Below are 24,174 nucleotides of genomic sequence, written 5' to 3'. Positions count from 1 at the left end.
ATGTTCGCGCGCCTTGAAAAGGCGACGAGGCATCGTTTTTGTCTAGAGCGGATGGGAAATCCCGGTTCTGGATCATGGGAGTCTTGCCAGTTGTTTTCCCCATCGCGATTCGCGCAGGTCGCTCCGAGACTTGCGGAACGCGGCGCCAACGTTTACCGAATTCTTAACAACGGTAAACGAAGACGCCTTGACCGCGTTTGGGCCGCGTGGATGGATCTGCGCGAAGCCGCCTGAGGAGGCAATGTGAGCGGACTGGAACAGGCCATCAGGAACGCGTTGGCGCGTGCCGAAACCAACAACCCCGAGACGCGTGCGCGGATCTATCAGTCGGCGCGCAATGCGCTCGAAGCGGGCCTGCGAAAGCAGGAGATCAATGATCCGGAGGCGATCGCCGCGCAACGGCATCGCCTGGAAATGACCATACGCCAGATCGAAGCCGAGCAGCGTGCCGCCCTCAAGGCGCAGCGGCCGCCGATCGAACGCGCGCCGGTCGAGCCCGAAAAGCCGATGAACGAGTACAGGGCAGGGACGGTGGATCCGCAGGTGCGCCCGGAACCGCGCCTGGCGAGCGGAAAGCCGTCTGCGGCGGCCCGCGCGGTGCCCACGCTCGATGAGATCAGGCCGGATCGCGGAGAGGGTTTCGGGGCAGTCGCCAAAGGGACTCGGCCCGAAGCCGGCGAACCCGCCATGCAGGCGGATTCTATCGTTGCAGCCTCCCCCCGAATGGCCAAGGCACCCAAGCGGCGCGGTTGGCTGCTTTCCTTCCTGCTTGTTGTGACGACGCTTGTTGCCGCGGTCGGCACGGCCGCCTGGTGGGTGCAAAGCAGCGGCCTACTGCTGCCGCGCTCCGAGCGCGACGGCAGCGTCGCCAATCCGCCGCAGACCGTGCGCGGAGAGGATTTTTCCGGGAGCGATCCGATCAAGGAAGCGCTCGACACGCAAAACACCTTTTCCGCCGACTGGCGGGAGGTTTTCAATCCGGGCAAGACAAGCGCGCTCTCCGCCGGGGCCAAGGGCCGGTTTGAGCCCGTCAGCACGGATGAGGGACCGGCGGTCCGGCTCGTCTCGCAGGTTGCGGATCGTAACGGCGCCGTGGCGGTTTCGGTCGAGCCCGACGTGCTGCGGGCCATGGCGGGCAAGACCTCGACCATTGCCCTGACGGTCGAACCCGAAAGCGGCAATCCAGTCCAGGTTTCAGTCGAATGCGACTTCGCGGCACTCGGCGATTGCGATCGTCATCGCTTCGCCGTTTCGGATCGCACCGACCTGCTGTTCCAGGTGACCTTCGACCGCACCCTCTCGCCGAACGAGGCAGGCCGCCTGTTTATCAACAGCGATGTTGCCGGCGGCGGGGCAGGGGTCAATCTCTTCGCCATTCGCGTCCTGCCGGGCGAATGATCAACGCTCGGGGCTGAGCCTTCGGACACGACGCAGAATTGGTCGGGTGCACCTATTTTAAGAACTTCGGCCCACTGCCGAGGATCTTGGTGTCGATCTCACCGATCGCCTTGCGGTCCTTCCCGTCGTAGTCGATCCGATCGAGAATGTGGCGGATGGCGTTGAGGTGGGCGCGCCGCTTGTCGTTCGCCCGCACCACGGTCCAGGGCGCGCGCTCGGTGTGGGTCTTGTTCAGCATCCGGTCGCGCTTTTCGGTGTAGTCGTCCCACTTGTTCAGGGCCGCGATGTCCATCGCCGAGAGTTTCCAAGTCTTCAGCGGGTCATGGCGGCGGTCGTGGAAACGCTTGATCTGCATCTCCCGGCCGATGTCGAGCCAGAACTTGAAGAAAAAGATGCGGTCATTGAGCACCATCCGCTCGAAATGTGGGGTCTCTTCGAGGAACGTTTCATATTGCGCGGGCGTGCAGAAGCCCATAACTGGTTCGACGCCGGCGCGATTGTACCATGAGCGGTCGAACAGGACGAACTCGCCAGCTGTCGGAAATTGCGTCACGTAGCGCTGGTAATACCATTGACCCTGTTCGCTCTCGGTCGGCTTGGCGAGCGCCACCACGCGTGCCGAACGCGGGTTCATGTAGGCGCGGGTGACGAAGATGGTGCCACCCTTGCCGGCGGCGTCGCGCCCTTCGTAGACAGCGATCACGCGTTTACCCGTCGCCTGCAGCCAATACTGCACCTTGACGAGTTCGATCTGCAGCTTCTCCAAGGCGTCGTTGTATTCGTCCTTGTCGAGTTTCTTTTCATAGGGATAGCCGCCGGATGACAGGGCGTTCTCATCGACCCAGTCTGGAAGCTTCGAGTCATCCACGTCGAACGAGCGCTTCTTGCCGCCGATCGCGATCTCCGCAGGCTTGATGTCGGGAAATGTCACCATGCCGCGGGTCCTCTGCTCGGTGGAAAGGCGAGGAGGCCATATCCGCATTGCGATTTCAAGCGCACCGTGAAAAACATGTCATGAAATCACGCTATCGCTACCCGTTGCAGAGGCAATTGGGGAGCATGGCAATGAAGGTGAGGAAGGGAATTCTGGTGGAGGAGCGCGGATCCACGATCCGGTGGCTGTTGGCGCAGCTGTGGGACGAGCGCGTGCTTCTCGCTGCGGTCCTTTTCACTGCTTCCCTGATGTGGATGGGCGGTGTGCCGGCTGGCTGGGTGGTCTTTGCATCCGTACTGCTGGTACTCGCCGGGTTCGCGCGGGCCGAACGGCTCGAAGGGCGCACCACTGCCGTACCTGCAAGTGCTGCGCGTCTGGACGCAGACGCCGCCGACAGTCTATCGGCGATTGCCGCCCTGATCGATGCACTGGATATGCCCGTGCTGGTCGTTACGGCCGACGAGACGGTCAGATTGCAGAACCGGGCCGCCACGGTCCTCTTCGGCCCGATTCCGCGCAACGCCGATCTCGCAGGCCGCATCCGCGCGCCCGGAATCCTGGACATGGCGCGCGAGGTGATCGCGACCGGGCAGGCGAAGGAGATCGAGCATTCGGAACGGCTGCCCTCCGAAACGGTCTACATCGTGCGTGCCGCCCCCATGCAGGCGCTCGGTCCGCGCCTTGGTGGCGGGCGCTACTTCCTGATTTCGTTTCGCGATGTCTCGCAGGCGCGACGGATCGACCGTATGCGATCCGATTTCGTTGCCAATGCCAGCCACGAACTGCGCACGCCGCTCGCTTCGTTGCGTGGCTTCATTGAAACCTTGCAGGGGCCGGCAAAGGGCGACGAGAAGGCGCAGGAACGCTTCCTCGGCATCATGCATGAGCAGGCGACGCGGATGAGCCGCCTCGTCGATGATCTCCTCTCCCTGTCCCGGCTGGAGTTGAAGTCGAACATTGCGCCGGACCAGACGGTCGATCTTGGACCGCTGCTCGGCCATGTGCGTGACAGCCTCCAGCCGTTTGCTGCAGAGCTGGGTGTGGAGATTGCGCTCGACCTGCCGGACCGGGCCGTCGAGGTCACCGGCGATCGGGACGAACTGATCGAGGTATTCGAGAACCTGATCGAGAACGCCTGCAAATACGGCCAGGAGGGCAAGCGGGTCGACGTACGGTTTTTGGTCGCCGACGCCGAGCATCCCGAAGTGGCTGTCACGGATTACGGCCCGGGTATCCCACCCGAGCATGTCCCGCGCATCACCGAGCGCTTCTATCGCGTCAATGTAGAAGCAAGCCGCTCAAAAAAGGGTACGGGTCTTGGTCTTGCGATCGCCAAGCACATCCTCACGCGCCATCGCGCCCGCCTCGTCGTGAAGTCCGAAGTCGGTAAGGGTACGACATTTACCGTCAAATTCTGACATATAGTCAGCCGCGAACTGTGAGCCATCTGATTTAATTAAGCAATTTCAGTCGCTTAATGTGTCACAAATGTTTCGTCAAAGTGACATAAAAGCAATGGCGATCCGGCGCTAGACAGGGGCCGCTGATCGACGGCAGGCAAGAGCCGACCGCCGGCGTACCCACACAAGCCCATACTGGGAGAACTTCAGATGAAATCTCTTCAACTCACCGTAGCCGCTCTGGTTGCCTCTGCCGCGTTCGCCGGCGTCGCCGTCGCACGCGATCAGGTCCAAATTGCCGGCTCCTCGACCGTCCTGCCCTATTCGAAGATTGTGGCGGAAACGTTCGGCGAGACGTTTGGCGACTTCAAGACGCCGGTCGTCGAATCCGGCGGCACAGGCGCAGGCCTGAAGGAATTCTGCAAGGGCGTCGGTGAGGCTACCATCGACATCGCCAACGCCTCGCGCCAGATCAAGGACTCCGAGCTTGAGGCCTGCAAGGCAGCCGGCGTGACGGACATCCAGGAAGTGAAGATCGGCTATGACGGCATCGTCTTCGCGACGGACTCCAGCAACCCGGATATCGCCTTCGTTCCGGCCGACATCTACAAGGCGCTCGCCGCCGAAGTTGTGGTCGACGGCAAGCTCGTCGCCAACCCCTACAAGAAGTGGTCCGAAGTGAACCCGGCGCTGCCGGATGTCGAGATCGCTGCCTACATTCCGGGTGAAAAGCACGGCACGCGCGAAGTCTTCGAAGAGAAGGTTCTGGCAGCAGGCTGCAAGGAAGTCGGGGCGCCCGACGTGATCAAGGCGGCGATCGCCGACGAGAAGGAAGCGCACAAGAAGTGCGTCGCAGTCCGCAAGGACGGCCTTGCCGTCGACATCGACGGTGACTACTCCGAGACGCTCGCCCGTATCGCCGCCAACAAGACCGGCGTCGGCGTCTTCGGCCTGTCCTTCTACGAGAACAACGCCGACAAGCTGAAGGTTGCGACCGTCAGTGGCGTCACCCCGTCGGTCGAGACGATCTCCTCCGGTGAATACCCGGTCTCCCGCCCGCTGTTCTTCTACGTCAAGAAGGCTCATGTCGGCGTGGTTCCGGGCCTGAAGGAATATGTCGAGTTCTTCGTCTCCGACCAGATGATCGGCCCGGACGGCCCGCTCGCCGAGTACGGTCTCGTTTCCGCTCCGGATGCCGAGCGTGAAGAAATCCGCACGGCGGTCGAAGCCGGCAAGAGCATGTAATCTTGAGGAGACCGGCGCAGCCAGGCTGCGCCGGTCCCGCTCATTCTCACTTTTCGCATGAAGCGGCTGGGACACCCGCATGAGCACGACGCTACTTCTCGCCATTCTGCTGGCCATCGCCGCGGTCGCCTACGTTCTGGGCCGCATGCGGGCAAATGCCCTGTCAGGTGGAAAGTCATCGGCACTCCATTCCCGGCCGACCTACTACGGCGCCTATGTGGCGCTCGCGGCATTCCTGCCGCCGCTGATCCTCGTCGCCCTCTGGCTGACGATCAGCCCGTTCATCATCAATTCCTCCGTCCGCGACAGCTTTCCCGATGAGGTCACGGCGCAGTCGCCGGCGCAGCAGAGCCTTGCCTTCGGTATGGTTGCCACCATCGCCCGGGGCCTTCCGATGCTGTCGGCACAGGAGCTGGATGCCGTAACGAACGATCCCTCGACCCTGCAATCAGTTTTCGCCGGCAAGGGAGTTGCGGTCGCCGCCGAGGCGCAGCCCTACATGCTGGGTTCGGCAGCGACACTCAATTCGATGTCGCAGACCAGCCGGATGGCGCTTGCCACCATCTCGATCGCCATCTCATTGGCCGGTGCGTTCCTCGCACTCCGCACCATCGCGCCGCGCATGCGGGCGCGCAATAAGGTCGAGCGCGTCATGCTCTGGACGCTCATTGTCGCCTCGTCGATTGCCATTCTGACGACAATCGGAATTGCCGTCTCGATGCTGAGCGAAGCGGTCCTCTTCTTCCGTACTGTGCCGGCATCCGAGTTCTTTTTCGGCACCGTCTGGGATCCGCGCTTCGCCGGGGCGGGCACAAGTTCGTCCGGTCAGTTCGGTTTGATTCCGCTGCTCGCAGGCACGCTCTACATCGGCTTCGTCGCGATGCTCGTCGCCGTCCCGGTCGGGCTGTTCGCCGCCATCTACATGGCCGAGTATGCCTCTCCACGCATGCGTTCGATGGCAAAGCCGCTGCTCGAAGTGCTGGCCGGCATCCCGACCATCGTCTACGGCTTCTTTGCGCTCGTCACCGTCGGCCCGTTCCTTCGCGACATTTCCGCCAGCCTCAATGGCCTCGTCACCGGCAACTATGCCAACTTCATCCAGGCGCAGAGCGTTCTGACGGCCGGCATCGTCATGGGCATCATGCTGATCCCCTACGTCTCTTCGCTCTCTGACGACATCATTACCGCGGTGCCGCGGGCGCTGCGTGACGGTTCGCTCGGGCTCGGTGCGACCCGCTCCGAGACTATCAAGCGGGTGATCCTTCCGGCCGCTCTTCCGGGCATCGTCGGCGCGCTGCTGATGACGGCCTCGCGCGCCATCGGCGAGACGATGATCGTCGTGCTGGCCGCCGGCGTCGCCGCACGCATGCAGCTTAACCCGTTCGAGCCGATGACGACGGTGACGGTGAAGATCGTCAATCAGTTGACCGGCGACCTGGAATTCACCTCGCCGCAGACGCTGGTGGCCTTCGCACTCGGCATCACGCTTTTCTGCATCACGTTGGCACTCAACATTTACGCGCTCTATATCGTCCGCAAGTACCGGGAGCAGTACGAATGACCGATCTCCTCTCACCGGTTTCCGGCGATCTCGTATCGAAGGCGCCGCCGCGCCGCGACATCGGCATCCGCCGGCGCTATGCCGCCGAGCGCCGCTTCCGCCTCTATGGCCTGGCTGCGATCGTCTTCGGTCTGGTCTTCCTGTTCGTGCTGCTGTGGTCGGTCGTCGGCAAGGGCTACACCGCCTTTCAGCAGACGGAGATCACCCTGCCGGTCGAATTCTCCGAGAAGGTGATCGACCCGAGCAACAAGCGCGCGAGCGACCCGAAGGTGCTGGTTGCCGCCAACTATCCGCTGCTGGTGCGTAACGCGCTTGCGGAAAAGCTCGGCGTCGCATCGAGCGACAGGCCGGCCCTGAAGCAGGTAGCGGCGATGGTCTCGGAAAGCGCGCGCGTGACGCTTCGCGACATGGTCGCCGCCGATCCTTCGATCATCGGCAAGACCGTGCCGGTCACCGTTCTCGCCAGCGCCAACATCGATACCGCGTTCAAGGGGCAGTTCGACCTCACCGTGGATGAGAAGAACCGCAAGGTCTCCGACAAGCAGGTCGCCTGGATGAACCAGCTTGCGGAGGAGGGCGTGCTGGCCAAGGGCTTCAACACCGGCCTCTTCGTCAACGGCAATTCGAGCCGACCCGAAGGTGCAGGTCTTGGCGTTGCGCTTGTGGGGTCGCTCTATTTGATGGGCATTGTGCTGGTGCTGTCGCTGCCGATTGGCGTGGCTGCCTCGATCTATCTGGAAGAGTTTGCGCCGAAGAACCGGCTGACCGACCTGATCGAGGTCAACATCAACAACCTCGCGGCCGTTCCCTCGATCGTCTACGGCCTTCTCGGGCTTGCGGTCTTCATCAACTTCGCAGGGCTGCCGCGTTCAGCGCCGCTGGTCGGTGGCCTGGTGCTGACGTTGATGACGCTGCCGACGATCATCATCGCCACGCGCGCGGCGCTTCGCGCCGTGCCGCCATCGATCCGCGCCGCAGCACTCGGGCTTGGCGCCTCGAAGATGCAGACGACCTTCCATCATGTGCTGCCGCTCGCCATGCCCGGCATCCTCACCGGCACGATCATCGGCCTGGCGCATGCGCTCGGCGAGACTGCGCCGCTGCTGCTCATTGGCATGGTCGCCTTTGTCGCCAACGTGCCGACGACCCCGCTTGACCCGTCGACGGCACTGCCGGTGCAGATCTACATGTGGGCGAACGAGGCCGAGCGCGCCTTCGTGGAACGCACGTCGGGCGCAATCATCGTGCTGCTTGTGTTCCTAATCATCATGAACCTTGGCGCAATTCTATTGCGGCGCCGTTTCGAACGCCGCTGGTAGTGGGGTAAAAGAAGATGAACATCATGACCGAAGCCACAGCCGAGGAAGTGCTGGAAAAGAAGATGGACGCAATACCCTACAAGATGATTGGCAAGGATGTCTCCGTTTACTATGGCGACAAGCGTGCCCTTTACGACGTGAATCTGAAGGTTCGCGAGAACACGGTGACGGCTTTGATCGGCCCGTCGGGCTGCGGCAAGTCCACCTTCCTGCGCACGCTCAACCGTATGAACGACACGATCGATAGCTGCCGCGTCACCGGCACGATCACGCTCGACGGGGACAACATCTACGATCCATCGATCGATGTGGTGGAGCTTCGCGCCCGCGTCGGCATGGTGTTCCAGAAGCCGAACCCGTTTCCGAAGTCGATCTACGAAAACGTCGCCTATGGGCCGCGCATTCACGGTCTGGCGAAGTCCAAGGCCGACCTGGATCAGGTCGTCGAACACAGCTTGCAGAAAGCGGGGCTCTGGAACGAGGTGAAGGACCGGCTGCATGAGGGCGGCACCGGTCTCTCCGGCGGCCAGCAGCAGCGTCTTTGCATCGCCCGCGCCGTCGCCGTCAGCCCCGAGGTGATCCTGATGGACGAGCCCTGCTCGGCGCTCGACCCGATCGCGACCGCCAAGGTCGAGGAATTGATCCACGAACTGCGAGCGAACTTCACCATCGTCATCGTCACGCACTCGATGCAGCAGGCGGCCCGCGTGTCGCAGCGCACCGCCATGTTTCACCTCGGTAATCTCGTCGAGGAGAACGAGACCGACAAGATGTTCACCAATCCGGATGACCAGCGCACGCAGGACTACATCATGGGCCGCTTCGGTTGACGCGAGCCCGGTCCCGGATGAAGACCCGGCGCATCTGCGCCCGTTGAGGAAAGACCATGTCATCGACCCATATCGTTTCGATCTACGACGAAGAACTAAAGTATCTCACCCGCCGCATTTCCGAGATGGGTGGCACTGCTGAACAGATGGTGGGCGACAGCGTACGTGCGCTGGTCAACACCGACACGGCACTTGCCCAGAAGGTGATTTCCGAGGACGTTGTCCTCGACAATGCCGAGCGGCAGATCAACGAGAAGGCGATCCTGACGATCGCCAAGCGGCAGCCGATGGCGGCGGACCTGCGCGAGATCATGGGCGCGATCCGTATTGCCGCCGAACTCGAACGCGTCGGCGACCTCGGCAAGAACAACGCCAAGCGCGTCATCGCCGTGCAGAGTTCGGGCATGCCGCGCAAGCTGGCTCGCGGGCTGGAGCATCTCGCCGAACTGGCGCTGATGCAGCTGAAGGAGGTTCTCGACGTTTACGCCTCGCGCAACATCGAGAAGGCCAAGGAGATCCGCGAGCGCGACGATGAGATCGATGCGATCTACACCTCGCTGTTCCGTGAACTCCTGACCTACATGATGGAAGACCCGCGCAACATCACGCCCTGCACGCATCTCCTGTTCTGCGCCAAGAACATCGAGCGTATCGGCGACCACGCCACAAACATTGCCGAGACGATCTTCTACATGGCGACAGGTGCGCCGCCGGAAGGCGAGCGCCCGAAGGACGATCACACCACCTCGGTCGGCGCGGTCAAGGAATGATCGCCTCGAAGCCTCTGAACATTAGATCCCCGGGAGTTCCCAAGGTATGGTTCCCAAGATAACCGTGGTCGAAGACGAGGAGGCGCTGAGCGTCCTCCTGCGCTATAACCTTGAGGCTGAGGGCTTCGAGGTCGACACGATCCTGCGCGGCGACGAAGCGGAGATACGGCTGCAGGAACGCCAGCCGGATCTTCTGATCCTCGACTGGATGCTGCCCGGTGTCTCCGGCATCGAGCTTTGCCGGCGCCTGCGCCAGCGCTCCGAGACTGAGCGCCTGCCGATCATCATGCTGACGGCACGTGGCGAAGAAAACGAACGAGTCCGTGGCCTTGCCACCGGTGCCGACGACTATGTGGTGAAGCCCTTCTCGACGCCCGAGCTGATGGCGCGGGTCAAAGCGATGCTCCGGCGCGCGCGGCCCGAAGTGGTCTCGACACTTCTGAAGTGCGGCGACATCGAACTCGACCGTGAGACCCATCGTGTCCATCGCCGGACGCGGGAAGTTCGCCTCGGCCCGACCGAGTTCCGGCTGCTCGAATTCCTCATGGCATCCCCCGGCCGCGTCTACTCGCGTTCGCAGTTGCTCGATGGTGTCTGGGGCCACGACATCTACGTCGATGAGCGTACTGTGGATGTCCATGTCGGCCGGCTGCGCAAGGCGCTGAATTTCTCCAACATGCAGGACGTCATACGCACAGTGCGCGGGGCGGGGTATTCGCTGGAGGCGTAAGAGCGTCGCGACGCGACAATCGGAAACGAAAACGGGCCTTGAGGGGCCCGTTTGCATTTGTCTCGCTGCTTGTTCGCTAGGAAAGGGCGGTGCCCGATCAACGCATCCGGCGACGTTCGGCTGACGGCTGATAGGCCAGTCGCTGATGATAGAGGCAGTACGGCGAGTTGTCCGGGGACTCGTTGCCGCAGAAATGAAATTCTTCCGTCAGCGGATCGCCGTTCGGCCACTTGCAGGTGCGCTCGGTCAGCTCCGTCAGTTCCAGCCGACGCGACATCGGCAGGACCACGTTGGTGACGACCCGGGTAGCTGGCAGGTCGTCATACTCAAAGGCGACCTCTTCCTTGATGACGGTTGCGCCTGCCGGGCGGACAACCGTGCGGGTTGCCACGCGGGGCGCGAAGTTTGCAGGGCGCGGCGCAGACGCCGGTCGCTTGGCGCGGGTCGCAGTCGGCGTGCCGCCCGCCTTGGCGCGGCCGGGCAGCGCGAGCCGATGGACTTTGCCGATCACCGCGTTGCGACTGACGCCGCCGAGTTGTGCTGCGATCTGGCTGGCACTCAGTCCTTCGGACCAGAGCTTCTTGAGCTTCTCGACCCTCTCGTCTGTCCAGTTCATCTACCGCCTCCGTTCCAGCGTTCGCTACCGGGAATCCCTCTCCAGCGCCCCGGATGGCTCCGGAGCACGGAACGCTCTGATACTGTTGGTGACTAGTTCCGCCGCATGCAGTCTAGCAATTGACTTTTAACCTACTGACAGGGGGACTCTGTGACAAGAGTCGCGGGAATCCGGCCGATTCGATTTTCCAGTTTTCCCCAACTTGCTCGTAAGGTGTGACTCACTTGCGACACTTCCATCGAGTGTTGTGAATCGTCACGCAGCGGTATGTTAAGGCCGATTGACGTTGCGTCCTTTTGTTGACATCGGCCCCTGAAATGCAGATAGTGCGGCCGCCGCCGAAAGGCGGCATTTTCGATTTTTCCCGTGAGGAAAAGACAAGCCCGGGAACTGTATTCCGCATCCGCTGCGAAGGAGATACGCGCCATGGCTGATGCCACGCCGCTTTACGAGACCTATCTGCGTGCGCCGCTGCGTTTCGAGCGCGGCGAGGGCGTCTGGCTGATCGCGGAGGATGGTTCGCGCTATCTCGATTTTGCAGCCGGCGTCGCGGTCAATTCGCTGGGGCATGCCCATCCTCATCTGGTCGAGAGCCTGAAGGCACAGGCCGACAAGGTCTGGCATCTGTCGAACCTGTACGAGGTTCCTGGACAGGAAACGCTCGGCAAGCGGCTGACGGAGGCGACCTTTGCCGATAAGGTGTTCTTCACCAATTCCGGCGCCGAGGCGCTGGAATGCGCGATCAAGACGGCACGGCGCTATCATTTCGCCAAGGGTCATCCCGGCAAGTTCCATGTCATCACCTTCGAGGGTGCCTTCCATGGCCGTACGCTTGCGACGATTGCCGCCGGCGGCCAGGAGAAATATCTCGAAGGCTTCGGGCCGAAGGCGCCCGGTTTCTACCAGGTGCCTTTCGGCGATATCGCTGCCGTCAAGAACGCGATAACCGAAGAAACTGCGGCGATCCTGATCGAGCCGGTGCAGGGCGAGGGCGGCATCCGCGTCGTGTCGAACGAATTCCTGCGGGAGTTGCGGGCGCTTTGCGACGAGTTCGGCCTGCTCCTGATCCTCGACGAAGTGCAGAGCGGCGTCGGCCGCACGGGCAAGTTCTTCGCCCATGAATGGGCAGGGATCACACCTGATATCATGGCCGTTGCCAAGGGTATTGGCGGTGGCTTTCCGCTCGGCGCATGCCTTGCGACCGCGGAAGCGGCTTCCGGCATGGTGGCCGGCACCCACGGTTCGACATATGGCGGTAACCCGCTGGCAATGGCCGTGGGCAACGCCGTCCTTGATGTCGTGCTGGAAGAGGGGTTCCTCGCCCATGTTCGTGACGTCGCGCTGGTGCTCCGCCAGGGACTGGCCTCGTTGAAGGACCGTTTTCCGGATATCATCGAGGATATCCGCGGCGAGGGCCTGATGCTCGGCATCAAGGCCAAGGTTCCATCGGCGGATTTGCTGAAGGCGGTTCGCGCCGAGCATATGCTGCTCGTTCCGGCCGGCGACAACGTGTTGCGGCTGCTGCCGCCGCTGATCACGACGGCCGAGGAGGCTCGCGAGGGCCTGGCGCGGATCGAACGGGCGGCGGAAAAATTGAGTGCCGAGAAAAAGCAGGCCTGAGGCGACGCCGAGGGTAAAACAGCAGGACTGACAGCATGGCCAGACACTTCCTCGACCTCTCTGCGATGACGGCTGAGAACCTTCGCACGATCATGGATGACGCCAAGGTGCGAAAGGCAGCGACCAAGGCCGGAACGGCCGACAAGCCGCTCGCCGGCAAGATGCTCGCGATGATCTTCGAAAAGCCCTCGACACGCACGCGCGTATCGTTCGACGTGGGCATGCGCCAGCTCGGCGGCGAGACACTGTTCCTGTCGGGTACCGAAATGCAGCTTGGCCGCGCCGAGACGATCGGCGACACGGCGAAGGTACTTTCGCGCTATGTCGATGCGATCATGATCCGTACGACGGACCATTCCCGCCTGCTCGAGCTTGCAGAATACGCGACCGTGCCGGTGATCAACGCGCTGACGGACCTGACGCATCCCTGCCAGATTATGGCCGACATCATGACCTTCGAGGAACATCGCGGGCCGGTGAAGGGGCGGACGATCGCCTGGACGGGCGACGGCAACAACGTGCTCCATTCATTTGTGGAGGGGGCTGCCCGCTTCGGCTACCGAATGAATATGGCCGTGCCGCTCGGCTCCGAGCCGGAAGACAAGATCCTCAACTGGGCACGCAACAATGGCGGCGATATCGTGCTTAGCCATGATGCCGACCAGGCCGTCGCCGGTGCCGATTGCGTGGTCACCGACTGCTGGGTGTCGATGAACCAGGAGCATCGCGCCCGTGGCCACAACGTTTTCCAGCCGTTCCAGGTGAACGAGGCGCTGATGGCGAAGGCCGACAAGGACGCGCTCTTCATGCACTGCCTGCCGGCGCACCGCGGTGAGGAAGTCACCAACGAGGTCATCGACGGACCGCAGTCTGTCGTTTTCGATGAGGCGGAAAACCGCCTGCACGCGCAGAAGTCCATCCTTGCCTGGTGCCTGAACGTCATTTGACCGGTGGTTCGCGCCTATTGAAAACGCCTGCAAGTGCCACGATCTATGGCGCGAACCCGATATCGCCGCGGCGCCTGTGGTTGGCGTCGCCCCGCCGGATCATCCCGGCGGTCATGCGCAGTATCACTGAAGAACGCACTCGCCGCAGGCAGATGTGAGCAGCATCCGCCTGAGGCGGGTTTTGGCGTTGAAGGAGCAGATAATGGCCCAGCCAGCCCCTAAACTTGGCGAACTCGATTTTGCCGGCGACGATCACGTCGTGCCGTTCCAGGTGGAAGGCCTCGACGTGCGTGGCCGTGCGGTCCAGCTCGGGCCGATGCTTGACGCGATTCTCGAGCGGCACGATTACCCGCAGCCCGTCGCGCGCCTTCTGGCCGAAGCGATCGTCCTGACGGTCCTGCTTGGCACGTCGCTGAAGTTCGATGGCAAGCTAATCCTGCAAACGAAGAGCGATGGTCCTGTCGATCTGCTCGTGGCGGATTTTTCCAGCCCCGAGAACGTGCGCGCTTATGCCCGCTACGATGCCGACGCGCTGGAAGCCGCGGTGAAAGCCGGCAAGGCCGCCCCGCATGAACTGCTCGGCAAGGGCATACTCGCTTTCACCATAGACCAGGGCGCCTATACTCAGCGCTATCAGGGTATCGTGGCGCTGGACGGCCACACACTAGAGGAGATCGCCGGCGTCTATTTCCGCCAGTCTGAGCAGATTCCAACCCGCGTGCGTCTGGGCGTTGCCGAGCTCTTCGATCGTGATGGTAACGGCAATTCGCGTCACCGCTGGCGTGCGGGCGGCATGGTGGCGCAGTTCCTCCCGGAGTCGCCTGAGCGTATGCGCCAGGCGGACTTGCCCGGTGGCGATGGTGATGAAATTGGTCACAAGATCGGCGAAGACGACAAGTGGGCGGAAGCCCGGTCACTGGTCGAGACGATCGATGCCGACGAGTTGACGGACCCGAATGTCGGAACCGAGCGCCTGTTGTACCGGCTTTTCCATGAGCGCGGTGTGCGGGTCTACTCGCCACAGCAGGTATTCGATCGCTGCGCCTGTTCGCGCGAAAAGCTCAAGGCCGTTCTTTCTGGGCTTTCGGCCGAGGAGATCGAGCACGCTGCGACGGACGGCCAGATTTCCGCCACCTGCGAATTCTGCTCGACGACCTATCGGTTCGAGATCGGCGAGGTCGCCGCCGTCTGACGCACTCCGTCCCGATTTGCAGAAGCGGACGCCTGCCCCGGCGTCCGCTTTTATGTTAGAGTCGCGCGCATGATGGACAGTACGATCGCGGTGACCGCTTTCTGTGGCCGCCGCGCTCGTCGAGGAGGAGGCCATGATACGCGCAATTGCCTTTCTCGTGCCGCTGACCGTCGGCGTCGTGATGGCGGCTGATATGCCGGTCGCCAGTTCGGACGACAACAGGCAGCAGATTATGAAGATTGACGAGACGTGGCTGAAGGCCGTCGCGACCAAAGACCCGAAGGCCATTGCCGAGTTCTATGCCGAAGACGGGGCGGTCTTGGCACCGGGCATGCCGATCGCCAAGGGACGAAGTGCTGTTGAGGCGGCCTGGAAGGGCCTCGTCGGCATGAAGGATTTTTCGCTCATCTTTTCCCCTTCCCTTGTCGAAGTCGCCCAATCGGGTGACATTGCCTATGAGATCGGAACCTACGAGCTCGGATTCACGACCGACAAGCCCGTCCACGATAAGGGAAAATACGTCGTCGTTTGGAAAAAGGCGGGCGACAACTGGAGGGTCATGGCCGATATCTTTAACAGCGACAGCGCAATGTAGCAGTCACTCACCGGAAGGTGACCGGTAGCGGGCTCTTGCGTCGGGGCGTCGGCAAATTCAGTTCAGCGTGCGCGTCTGTCCCGGCGCATCAAGCGAAAAGGCAGGAATGGCGACGTCGAACGCTTCCCCCGCCGGTGTTTCCATCTGGTAGTGGCCGAACATGACGCCGGATGGTGTATCGAGCGGACAGCCGGAGGAGTACTCGTAGGTATCTCCCGGCCCAAGTACCGGCTGCTCGCCGACGACGCCGGGGCCGCTGACTTCGTCCACGATCCCGTTCTGGTCGGTGATGTTCCAGTAGCGGGTTATCAGCTTGACCGAGATATCCGAATGGTTGGCAATCACGATGCGGTATCCCCAGACGTAGCGGCTGTCGTCCGGATCGGATTGCTCCTCCAGGAAGTAGGGCTCGACGGTCACCTCTATGTCGCGGGTAAGCGCTCTGTACATTCCAACGCCTTGAGCTCTGAGGGGTTGCTGCTGCTGGTTTGATGCTGGCTGATGCGTCCGACTGCGCCTGCGTAGTTGATGGTGCTGTCGAACGTTGACGCTCCGACCTTTCGTTGGCACGTCCTGTGCAATCGGATCAAGACAATTGTCTATCGTCAAGCAAACTTGCAGTGACGGGCGTCCAAATGGGGTCCATTCGAACGTCCGTCGCTCTTGTTGATCCGGCTTGAGATCCAGCGCCTGCCGGGCAGGCGGTGATGCGCGCTGTCAGGCCTTTACCTTCTCCAGCGCCTGAGCGAAGTCAGCGAGCAGATCCTCGCTGTCTTCGATGCCGGCTGAGAAGCGGATCGTGCCGGGCGAAATGCCGAGCTCCGCGCGGGCCTCATCGGTCAGGTTCTTGTGCGTCGTCGTGCCCGGATGGGTGATCAGGCTCTTGGCGTCGCCGAGATTGTTGGAGATCTCGACGATCTCGAGTGCGTTCTGCAGCGCGAATGCCGCTTCCTTGCCGCCCTTCAGCTCAATGCAGATCAGCGTCGAACCGCCAGTCATCTGCTTGGCGATGATGTCGGCCTGGGGGTGATCCTTGCGGCCGGGATAGATGACACGGGCGACCTTCGGATGATCGGCAAGGAAATCGGCGATGCGCGACGCGTTCTCCGTCTGCTGCCGGACGCGCAGTGGCAGCGTCTCGATCCCCTTCAGCAGCGTCCAGGCATTGAACGGCGACATGGCCGGGCCGGTGTGGCGGAAGTATTCCTGCAGGTTCTCCTCCACCCACTGCTTGTCGGACAGCACGATGCCGCCGAGGCAGCGGCCCTGACCATCGATGTGCTTGGTGGCCGAGTAGACGACCACATGCGCACCGAGTTCGAGCGGCTTCTGGAACAGCGGGGTTGCAAAGACGTTGTCGACCACGACCTTGGCGCCGATGTGGTTTGCGAGCTTTGCCACGCCGGCGATGTCGACCACCTCGAGTGTCGGGTTCGTCGGGCTTTCGAGGAAGAAGACCTTGGTGTTCTTCTGGATCGCCTTTTCCCAGTTGGCGAGATCGCGCCCGTCGACGAGCGTACACTCTACGCCGTATTTCGGCGCCAGCGTCTCGACCACCCATCGGCAGGAGCCGAACAGGGCGCGGGCGGCAACGATGTGATCGCCGGCCTTGACCTGGCAAAGGATCGCAGCTGCGACCGCCGCCATGCCGGAAGCCATGGCGCGACCTTCCTCGGCCCCTTCGAGAAGGCACATGCGTCGCTCGAACATGTCGTTGGTCGGGCTACCGTAGCGGGCGTAGATAAAGCCTTCCGTCTCGCCCTTGAAGCGGGCTTCGGCGGCTTCCGAGGTTTCGTAGACGAAGCCCTGCGTCAGGAAAATCGCCTCGGAGGTTTCAGCATGCTGCGAACGGGTGGTGCCGCCATGGACGAGTTGAGTTGCCGGGCGCCAGGACTTGCTCATGTGATATAGCCTTCCAAACAAAAAAACCGGCCGCAAAAGCAGGCCGGTTGGACACCCGGCCTTTTTAGCTACTTGTTTAACGTGGCTGCAAGCCGACCGGCCAAATCACCACGGGATATCCGGTCCATACTGCCTGGCGGTGCTTGCGTCAATTGCCGGCATTTGGTTTTGTCGGCCAGTTTAAAGGATAGGTCAATGGTACGTGCAACGGGAATTCTGGCGGATCGCGCCATTAAGGGGCTGTTCGACAGCGGTAGGCTCGTAAGCGAGGCGGCGCTGGATGACGATCAGATCCAGCCTGCAAGCCTTGACCTGCGGCTTGGCTCGAAGGCTTTTCGCGTTCGTGCGAGCTTCTTGCCCGGCCCCTCGCACCTTGTCGCCGACAAGCTTGACCGGCTCAAGCTGCATGTGATCGACCTGTCGGAAGGCGCGGTCCTGGAGACAGGCTGCGTCTACATCGTGCCCTTGATGGAAAGCCTCGACCTACCGAACGATCTGTCGGCCTCGACCAATCCGAAGAGCTCGACCGGCCGCCTCGACATTTTCACGCGCGTTATCACCGATCGGGCGCAGGAATTCGACAAGATCCCGGCCGGATACAAGGGGCCGCTTTACCTCGAGATATCGCCGCGCACCTTCCCGATCGTCGTGCGGCGCGGCTCGCGCCTGTCGCAGATCCGCTTTCGCAGCGGTAATGCATTGCTGACGGATGCCGAGCTTCTGGCCCTGCACGCATCCGACACGCTTGTTGCAAGCGACACGCCGAACGTCTCGGGCGGCGGTATCGCGCTGTCGATCGACCTGGTGGGAACCGGTCCGGAAGGGCTGGTAGGCTATCGCGGCAAGCATCACACGGCGGTCGTCGACGTCGACAAGAAGAACCAGCACGACGTGTTCGATTTCTGGGAGCCGCTTTTCAGCCGTGGCCGCAACGAACTGATCCTCGATCCGGACGAGTTCTATATCCTCGTCTCGCGCGAGGCGGTGCATGTGCCGCCGCTCTACGCGGCCGAGATGACCCCGTTCGATCCGCTCGTCGGTGAGTTTCGCGTCCACTATGCCGGCTTCTTCGATCCCGGCTTCGGCCACGCGGCCGCAGGCGGTTCGGGCAGCCGCGCGGTGCTCGAAGTTCGCAGCCACGAGGTGCCCTTCATCCTCGAACACGGCCAGATCGTCGGTCGCCTCGTCTACGAGCGTATGCTCGAACTCCCCGAAAGCCTCTACGGCGCCGGACTGGGCTCCAACTACCAGGCCCAGGGCCTGAAACTGTCGAAGCATTTTCGCACCAGCTAAGCTGGACGTCCGACACGCGATGCCGCTCGAATGAGTTACGGCACACACCCGGCCGCGGTGTCGCCGCCGCCGTGCGTTCACGCGACCGCAATTTTCCGTTGACTGTTTCCTTGGTGACAACCCGATGCCCGGCTCCGCGCTAACAACCGGAGCAGGCCGCTTCTGCGGCATTGGTTAAACCGTTGATGCAGGAAGCTCAAATGGCGATCCACATTACAAAGGAAGATTCGGCTACACCCATTACAGCCTCGGCCGCCTTCGATACCTGGCTGATACAGGAGGGTGTCACGCTTGCAACGTCACCCGTGTACGGCGCAATCGACGCAAGCGCTAAAGCGAACAGCCGCAAGTTCATCGTGGAAGGGAACGTCTTCGCGGACGGGGTCGGCGTTTATCTGGGCGAGGGGACTGATACCAAGATTGTGGTCGGGGACACAGGTTCGGTCATGAGCTCGTCGACGGCGATGATGGCCTGGGCACCAGGGGTGGAGGCCACACTGAGACTTGAGAACGATGGAGAGATCTACGGGTCGCAGGAAGGCATCTATGTCCTCCTGACGCAATTCGACCTGACCAACAACGGGACGATTGGGGGAGGCTTTAGCGCTGTAGTTGCCAGATCGAACTTCACTTATATCGTCAACAATGGGGTTATGAATGGTCTCGTAGCGGCCTATGGGAACGCCGCCGGCAAGGCTGCGATCAACAACACCGGCACCATCAATGGTCGGCTCGAGGTGCTTACGCACGCGGCCCAGGTCAACACGATCTTGAATACCGGCACCATTGCCGCGCACGACAAGCTGGGGGGCAGCCAGGACGCGGTAGGCGGCGGTCTTGCCACCGAACTGGTGGTCAACACCGGTACGATCCGCGGCAATATCCGGCTCGGCGGGGGAGGGGACAACTTCTCCAACGCGGGTTACGTCATCGGTGCGGTATTGCTCGAGGACGGTGACGACGGGTTGACCCTCAATGTGGGTGGCGTCATCGATGGCGACGTTCGCATGGGGGGCGGCAGCGACCGCCTTGCTTTGAATGGTGGATCCGTGGCCGGTAGGGTCTACGGCGGTCTGGGCGACGACTATTACTTTGTCGGCAACGCTGACGTTGTACTGACCGAGTTCATCGATCAAGGTGTCGATACCGTCGAAACCCGCGCCACCTGGTATCTGGACGACAACTTCGAGAATCTGGTTCTTGCTGGCAACGCGGGCGTCGACGGGCACGGCAACACGCTTGCCAACACGCTGACCGGAAACATCGCCTCCAACCGGCTGTTCGGCTACGAGGGCGACGACGTGCTCGATGGCGGCAAGGGAGCCGACCGGCTCGAAGGCGGTCTCGGCAATGATACCTACATCGTCGACAACGCGCAGGATGTCGTCTTTGAGGGCGCGGGAGCAGGCATTGATCACGCTAAGTCGTCAGTGAGCTATATGCTGGCTGCAAACGTTGAAAATCTGACACTGACCGGTAACGGCACGATCAACGGGGCCGGGAACACCCTCTCCAACGTGCTCACGGGAAATGTCGGCGCAAACATACTCAACGGTGGTGTGGGTGCCGACAGGCTGGTGGGTGGTGCCGGCAACGACACCTACATCGTCGACAACGCCAAGGACGTCGTCGTGGAAGACGCCAACGCGGGGACGGACACGGTGAAATCCACCGTCAGCCTTGTACTGGCGGCAAATGTCGAAAACCTCGTTCTGGGCGGATCCGCAGCGCTGAACGGTACGGGTAATGCGCTCGCCAACACGCTGACCGGCAATTCCGGCAGGAATGTCCTGAATGGCGGGACAGGCAAGGATACGTTGATCGGCGGGGCCGGCAACGACACTTACATCACCGACGGTGGTGACACGATCAAGGAGGACGCCAAGGGCGGCATTGACCTCGTCAAAAGCTCCGCGACCGTCACCCTCGGTGCATACCTCGAAAACCTGATGCTGACCGGTACCAGTAATATCGGTGGCACCGGCAATTCGCTCAACAACGTGCTGCTCGGCAATGCTGGAAAGAATGTTCTGAACGGAGGGGCGGGCGCAGACACCTTGACCGGCGGGCGCGGCAGCGACACGTTCGTTTTCAACTCCGGCCTGGGTAGCAAGAATGTCGACAAGATCAGCGACTTCGACACGAAGGCCGACCTCATCCATCTGGACGACGCGATCTTCCTTGGCTTGAAGGCGGGTGCGTTGGCGGCAGGCGCCTTCCGGATCGGAACCGCCGCGGCGGACGCCAGCGATCGCATCATCTACAACGATGCGACGGGGGCGCTGTCCTTCGACCGCGACGGCTCCGGCTCGGCATACAAGGCCGTGCAGTTCGCGGTGTTGTCACCGAACCTGAAGGCCGCCGGTATCGCCTACAGCGACTTCTTCATCATCTGAGGACCAGCTTTCCCCGCCTCAGTTCCGGGAGGCGGGGAATGGCCATCTACGGCGGCTCGGGCTCGCGCCAATCAAGGCTCCCGAATGGCGCTGTCGAGTCCAAGCAGATCGAGTGTGCCTGCCTGGCGCTTTCACTCATCAATAAGCGCATGGGCAGACATCACGCTTTGGTCTGCCCCGGTGCCCCGGTGCCCCGGTGGTTCCTGTCACTTACGGATAGAAAGACGAAAGTCCCGTGGTCCCGTCTGATGGCGGCAAAGCACCACCTTGGAGTTGGCTAGGCTTCGTGCCGAGCCAGGCAGATTGAGTGCGAAAATGGACCGACGATGACCCGAGAGAGCTGCCGGCCAGCCCGTGGCAGTTCCACTTCGAGACAGCATGCGGTGCCAAACGACGTACGTGGGCGCTCGGCGCCTCCAAGCGATCCGAAGTGGAATTGGAAAGAAGTGCGCCGTGCTTTAGCTTCCAATTGCTTTGAGCTTGGCGTTGAGGGACATTTGCTTTCCTCAATTCAAGGCAATCTTTCTTGCCGCGCCGCCGTAATCAATAATTAACCGAACTTTGCGACGGTACGATACCGTTCATTGCTCCGGCCGCCACGTCCATTGCTGCGTGTCTGTTGAAGGTTCGGTCCCGGTTCGGGGATGGCCGTGGGTGGAGGAGATGTTTCCTGGGCAAGCGTTCTACTCGCGGCGGCCAATTGGCTCCGAACCGTAGGAGCGTGCGGGCTGAGCCCGTAGTCAGCCATGCGGCATGAGGGCCGTGTGGATGCGCCTGGCCATGACCTGGGCGACCGTTCATGTAGAGCGGGAGGATACTACTTCACGGCACGTTGAGTAATATTTCGAAGGTACCACGATTTGTGGGAGAGGACTTCCTATGGCGAATGCAAGTATTTCCGGGGGCAATTTTACCGCAGGGCGTGGTCCTACAAATGCCGGCGGTTGGATCTCAATCACGATCCAGTCCACATTGCTTTTTATCTTGTCGGCATTCATTGCAGCACTGCTTTTCCTTGCCGGTATGAACATGGTCTCGACGTGGGAAAGCATGCGCAGTGCGCAGGCCATGCGCGCCAACAATGAAATCGGAAATCTCTTCTTGGCGAGCGCAGGAGCGTTTGCCAGTGAGCGAGGTGCGACAAACACGGCGTTCGCCAACTCGGCCAGCGCGGCGCCGGAAACGATTGCGAAGATCCAAGAGCACCGTCAGCGGGCTGATGGGGCACTCAACGCGGCGCTCGAACAACTGCGCAGTTCTGCCGACTTCAAGGACAAGGAAGCACTGATTTCGAAGGTTCAAAAGGACCATGGCGCATTGACGGCGCTTCGGCGCGAAGTCGACGGGCAGCTCGCCTTGCCGGCAGCGACGCGAAATCCGGCTGTTCTTAAGCAATGGGTGCCGACAGCGACGGCCTTGATCATGTCGTCCCAGCAGTTGCGCATCGCGGCACAGGTCGTTCCGTCCACGGCACTTGCCCGCACGCAGATCGTCCTCGACCTGCGGCAAGCCATGTGGGTCGTCAGCGAATTCGCCGGGAGGGAGCGTGCGGCAATCGGTAGCGCAATCGCGCGCGGCAGCCAATTGGACAACGCCACCCTTGCGACCCTTTCCGAGTATCGCGGACGGCTCGAACAATCCTGGGCGACCATCGAGAGCTACGCAGGCCGAGATTTCGCCGATCCGTCGGTCCTTCCTGCAATCGCTGCTGTGCGTTCCGAATTCTTTGGCACGTTCGAGGATGTTCGCAAAAGTGTCTACGCCGCCAGCGCAGAGGTGCGCGCCTATCCGATAACAGGTGACGAATGGATGACCGCAGCCACCCGGGCCATCGACGGTCTGCTGGCGCTGTCAACCGCGATCGGTGAAACCGCCGGTGCCTATACGCAACAAATCGAGGATAGCGGGCGCAATGGCTTCATGGCCAGTTCCGCAGTCCTGGTTGCGGCAGTGCTTCTCGGCGCCTTCGCGTTCTGGATTGTCATGACCCGGGTCACACGCCCGATCCAGTCGCTTACGGAAACAATGTCCCGGCTGGCTGAAGGTGATCTCGATGCCGCTATACCTTCGGTCGAGCGCACAGACGAGATCGGTGAAATGGCGCGTGCAGTGGAAGTGTTCCGCGAAGCAGGCCTAAACAATCGCCGCCTCGAAGCCGAAGCCAACGAGGGACGCGAATTGACCGAGCGCGAGCGGCGCGAACGTGACGCGCAAAAGGCCGTCGAGGCGCGGAAAATGCAGGAGGCCGTTGACGCACTTGGTACGGGCCTCGGCCAACTGGCCGAAGGCAATGTCGGCCATCGGATCGAGACAGTATTCGCAGAATCGTTGGACCGCCTGCGGACTGACTTCAATCAGTCAGCAAGCAAACTGGAGGAGGCGCTGCGGTCGGTCGGTCACAATGCTGCAGCCATCCATTCAGGATCGGAGCAAATCCGGGCGGCGGCTGATGATCTTTCCAAGCGAACGGAAATGCAGGCCGCCTCGGTTGAAGAGACGGCCGCTGCAATAGAGCAGATCACGACAGCCGTGAGGGATACCAGCCAGAGAGCGAGCGAGGCCGGCGGCCTGGTCGCACGGGCACGTGATCAGGCCGAACGTTCCAGCGTCATTGTCGAAAAGACGGTCGCTGCGATGGGCGCGATTGAAGCCTCCTCTCGGGAGATCAACAATATCATCGTGGTGATCGACAACATCGCCTTCCAGACGAACCTGCTTGCGCTGAACGCTGGCGTGGAAGCGGCCCGTGCCGGTGACGCCGGGAAGGGCTTTGCCGTCGTGGCGCAGGAGGTCCGCGAACTCGCCCAGCGTTCGGCGAAGGCCGCTCAGGAGATAAAGTCGCTCATCACGAGCTCGGCAGAGCAGGTCAATACCGGTGTCTCGCTCGTCGATGAGACCGGCAATGCGCTAAGGACGATTGCAGCGGAAGTCCAGGAGATAAGCCATCACGTCACGGCGATTGTCGATGCAGCCCGGGAGCAATCGGTTGGCCTCGGAGAAATCAACACGGCTGTGAACCTCATGGACCAAAGCGCGCAGCAGAATGCGGCAATGGTGGAGCAGTCCTCGGCGGCCAGCCACGGCCTCGCGTCTGAAGCGGCGGCACTCAACGAACTGCTCGCCAAGTTCCGGTTCGGTGAGATTCGCGAGCCGGCGCGGCAGTCTGCTCCTGTTGAGCGCTCCCCCTCCCCAGTGCGCGCATTGATCCAGCGGGTTGCAGGTTCCGTAGGCCGCAGCGGAAATGCTGCGGTCGCCCCGCGCGAAAACTGGGAGGAGTTCTGATCCGATTTCGCAGTGATCCCCCAACCCCGCGACACCGGTCATCACCCTGTGATGGCTCGCGGGGGGCGGTACATCAAGCTGGGTTCATCGGGAAGGCCGGTCAAAAAATTCCCGGTCGATCCTTGGAAGGTAGTGATTGACGAC

General features: G+C 61.8%; 19 protein-coding genes and 1 riboswitch. Of the genes, 15 read left to right on the top strand and 4 right to left on the bottom strand.

The features are described 5' to 3' along the window. Positions 1–243 precede the first annotated feature (243 nt). Positions 244–1,398: a biotin transporter BioY gene (locus IB238_RS15395; RefSeq protein ID WP_192248528.1), complete on the top strand. Its 1,155-nt coding sequence runs from the start codon at positions 244–246 to the stop codon at positions 1,396–1,398. A gap of 52 nt (positions 1,399–1,450) precedes the next feature. Here the strand turns inward: IB238_RS15395 and ppk2 are convergent, their stop codons facing one another. Beyond that, positions 1,451–2,332 carry a polyphosphate kinase 2 gene (gene ppk2, locus IB238_RS15390; RefSeq protein WP_192248525.1) on the bottom strand — a complete coding sequence of 294 codons (882 nt, stop codon included), beginning with the start codon at positions 2,330–2,332 and terminating at the stop codon, positions 1,451–1,453. A 131-nt stretch (positions 2,333–2,463) separates the two neighbouring features. Between ppk2 and phoR the strand changes: the two genes are divergently transcribed. From phoR to phoB, 7 genes are all read left to right on the top strand, one after another. Continuing rightward, complete coding sequence (gene phoR, locus IB238_RS15385) at positions 2,464–3,750, top strand: phosphate regulon sensor histidine kinase PhoR (protein WP_192248522.1); 1,287 nt, start codon at positions 2,464–2,466, stop codon at positions 3,748–3,750. Between the two features lie 192 nt (positions 3,751–3,942). After that, positions 3,943–4,977 carry a substrate-binding domain-containing protein gene (locus IB238_RS15380; RefSeq protein WP_192248519.1) on the top strand — a complete coding sequence of 345 codons (1,035 nt, stop codon included), beginning with the start codon at positions 3,943–3,945 and terminating at the stop codon, positions 4,975–4,977. 79 nt (positions 4,978–5,056) lie between these two features. After that, positions 5,057–6,538 carry a phosphate ABC transporter permease subunit PstC gene (gene pstC, locus IB238_RS15375; RefSeq protein WP_192248517.1) on the top strand — a complete coding sequence of 494 codons (1,482 nt, stop codon included), beginning with the start codon at positions 5,057–5,059 and terminating at the stop codon, positions 6,536–6,538. Then, positions 6,535–7,857, top strand: coding sequence for a phosphate ABC transporter permease PstA (pstA, locus tag IB238_RS15370; protein ID WP_192248514.1), 1,323 nt, complete (start codon positions 6,535–6,537; stop codon positions 7,855–7,857). Before pstC ends, pstA begins: the two co-directional genes overlap by 4 nt. Before the next feature lie 14 nt (positions 7,858–7,871). Then, complete coding sequence (gene pstB, locus IB238_RS15365; protein WP_192248511.1) at positions 7,872–8,687, top strand: phosphate ABC transporter ATP-binding protein PstB; 816 nt, start codon at positions 7,872–7,874, stop codon at positions 8,685–8,687. Positions 8,688–8,743: 56 nt separating this feature from the next. Beyond that, complete coding sequence (gene phoU, locus IB238_RS15360) at positions 8,744–9,457, top strand: phosphate signaling complex protein PhoU (RefSeq protein ID WP_192248508.1); 714 nt, start codon at positions 8,744–8,746, stop codon at positions 9,455–9,457. 46 nt (positions 9,458–9,503) lie between these two features. Next, positions 9,504–10,187 (top strand): phosphate regulon transcriptional regulator PhoB, encoded by a 684-nt coding sequence (gene phoB, locus IB238_RS15355; protein ID WP_192248505.1) that lies wholly within the window; start codon positions 9,504–9,506, stop codon positions 10,185–10,187. A gap of 97 nt (positions 10,188–10,284) precedes the next feature. Here the strand turns inward: phoB and IB238_RS15350 are convergent, their stop codons facing one another. After that, positions 10,285–10,803: a GcrA family cell cycle regulator gene (locus tag IB238_RS15350; protein ID WP_192248501.1), complete on the bottom strand. Its 519-nt coding sequence runs from the start codon at positions 10,801–10,803 to the stop codon at positions 10,285–10,287. Between the two features lie 426 nt (positions 10,804–11,229). On the opposite strand from IB238_RS15350, the gene IB238_RS15345 reads away from it, so the two are divergent. From IB238_RS15345 to IB238_RS15330, 4 genes are all read left to right on the top strand, one after another. After that, positions 11,230–12,423: an aspartate aminotransferase family protein gene (locus IB238_RS15345; RefSeq protein WP_192248498.1), complete on the top strand. Its 1,194-nt coding sequence runs from the start codon at positions 11,230–11,232 to the stop codon at positions 12,421–12,423. 35 nt (positions 12,424–12,458) lie between these two features. After that, positions 12,459–13,370, top strand: a complete 912-nt coding sequence (gene argF / locus IB238_RS15340; protein ID WP_192248495.1) for an ornithine carbamoyltransferase — start codon at positions 12,459–12,461, stop codon at positions 13,368–13,370. 202 nt (positions 13,371–13,572) lie between these two features. After that, on the top strand, positions 13,573–14,562 hold the full coding sequence (locus IB238_RS15335) for an Hsp33 family molecular chaperone (RefSeq protein ID WP_192248492.1): 990 nt from the start codon (positions 13,573–13,575) through the stop codon (positions 14,560–14,562). A gap of 133 nt (positions 14,563–14,695) precedes the next feature. Further along, positions 14,696–15,157 carry an SgcJ/EcaC family oxidoreductase gene (locus tag IB238_RS15330; protein ID WP_192248489.1) on the top strand — a complete coding sequence of 154 codons (462 nt, stop codon included), beginning with the start codon at positions 14,696–14,698 and terminating at the stop codon, positions 15,155–15,157. Positions 15,158–15,214: 57 nt separating this feature from the next. On the opposite strand, the gene apaG is transcribed toward IB238_RS15330, so the two are convergent. Beyond that, positions 15,215–15,607, bottom strand: a complete 393-nt coding sequence (gene apaG, locus IB238_RS15325) for a Co2+/Mg2+ efflux protein ApaG (protein WP_192248469.1) — start codon at positions 15,605–15,607, stop codon at positions 15,215–15,217. Between the two features lie 267 nt (positions 15,608–15,874). After that, entirely contained in the window at positions 15,875–17,059 is a 1,185-nt protein-coding gene (locus IB238_RS15320; RefSeq protein WP_192248466.1) for an O-succinylhomoserine sulfhydrylase, read from the bottom strand. 43 nt (positions 17,060–17,102) lie between these two features. Next, positions 17,103–17,181, bottom strand: a riboswitch (SAM riboswitch). A 73-nt stretch (positions 17,182–17,254) separates the two neighbouring features. On the opposite strand from IB238_RS15320, the gene IB238_RS15315 reads away from it, so the two are divergent. The 3 genes from IB238_RS15315 (at position 17,255) to IB238_RS24980 (ending at position 24,030) form a co-directional block, all read left to right on the top strand. Next, the gene (locus IB238_RS15315) at positions 17,255–18,352 is read left to right on the top strand and encodes a 2'-deoxycytidine 5'-triphosphate deaminase (protein ID WP_192248463.1); all 1,098 of its coding nucleotides are present in this window, start codon (positions 17,255–17,257) and stop codon (positions 18,350–18,352) included. Between the two features lie 200 nt (positions 18,353–18,552). Continuing rightward, the gene (locus tag IB238_RS15310) at positions 18,553–20,748 is read left to right on the top strand and encodes a calcium-binding protein (protein WP_192248460.1); all 2,196 of its coding nucleotides are present in this window, start codon (positions 18,553–18,555) and stop codon (positions 20,746–20,748) included. An 879-nt stretch (positions 20,749–21,627) separates the two neighbouring features. Continuing rightward, a complete protein-coding gene (locus IB238_RS24980) occupies positions 21,628–24,030 on the top strand; it encodes a methyl-accepting chemotaxis protein (protein ID WP_281414470.1) in 2,403 nt (800 codons plus the stop codon). The last annotated feature ends 144 nt before the right edge of the window (positions 24,031–24,174 follow it).

Origin of the sequence: Rhizobium sp. ARZ01, from assembly GCF_014851675.1 — a bacterium.
In the GTDB taxonomy this organism is placed as follows: domain Bacteria; phylum Pseudomonadota; class Alphaproteobacteria; order Rhizobiales; family Rhizobiaceae; genus Mycoplana.
This window is presented reverse-complemented; position numbering and strand designations above follow the sequence as displayed.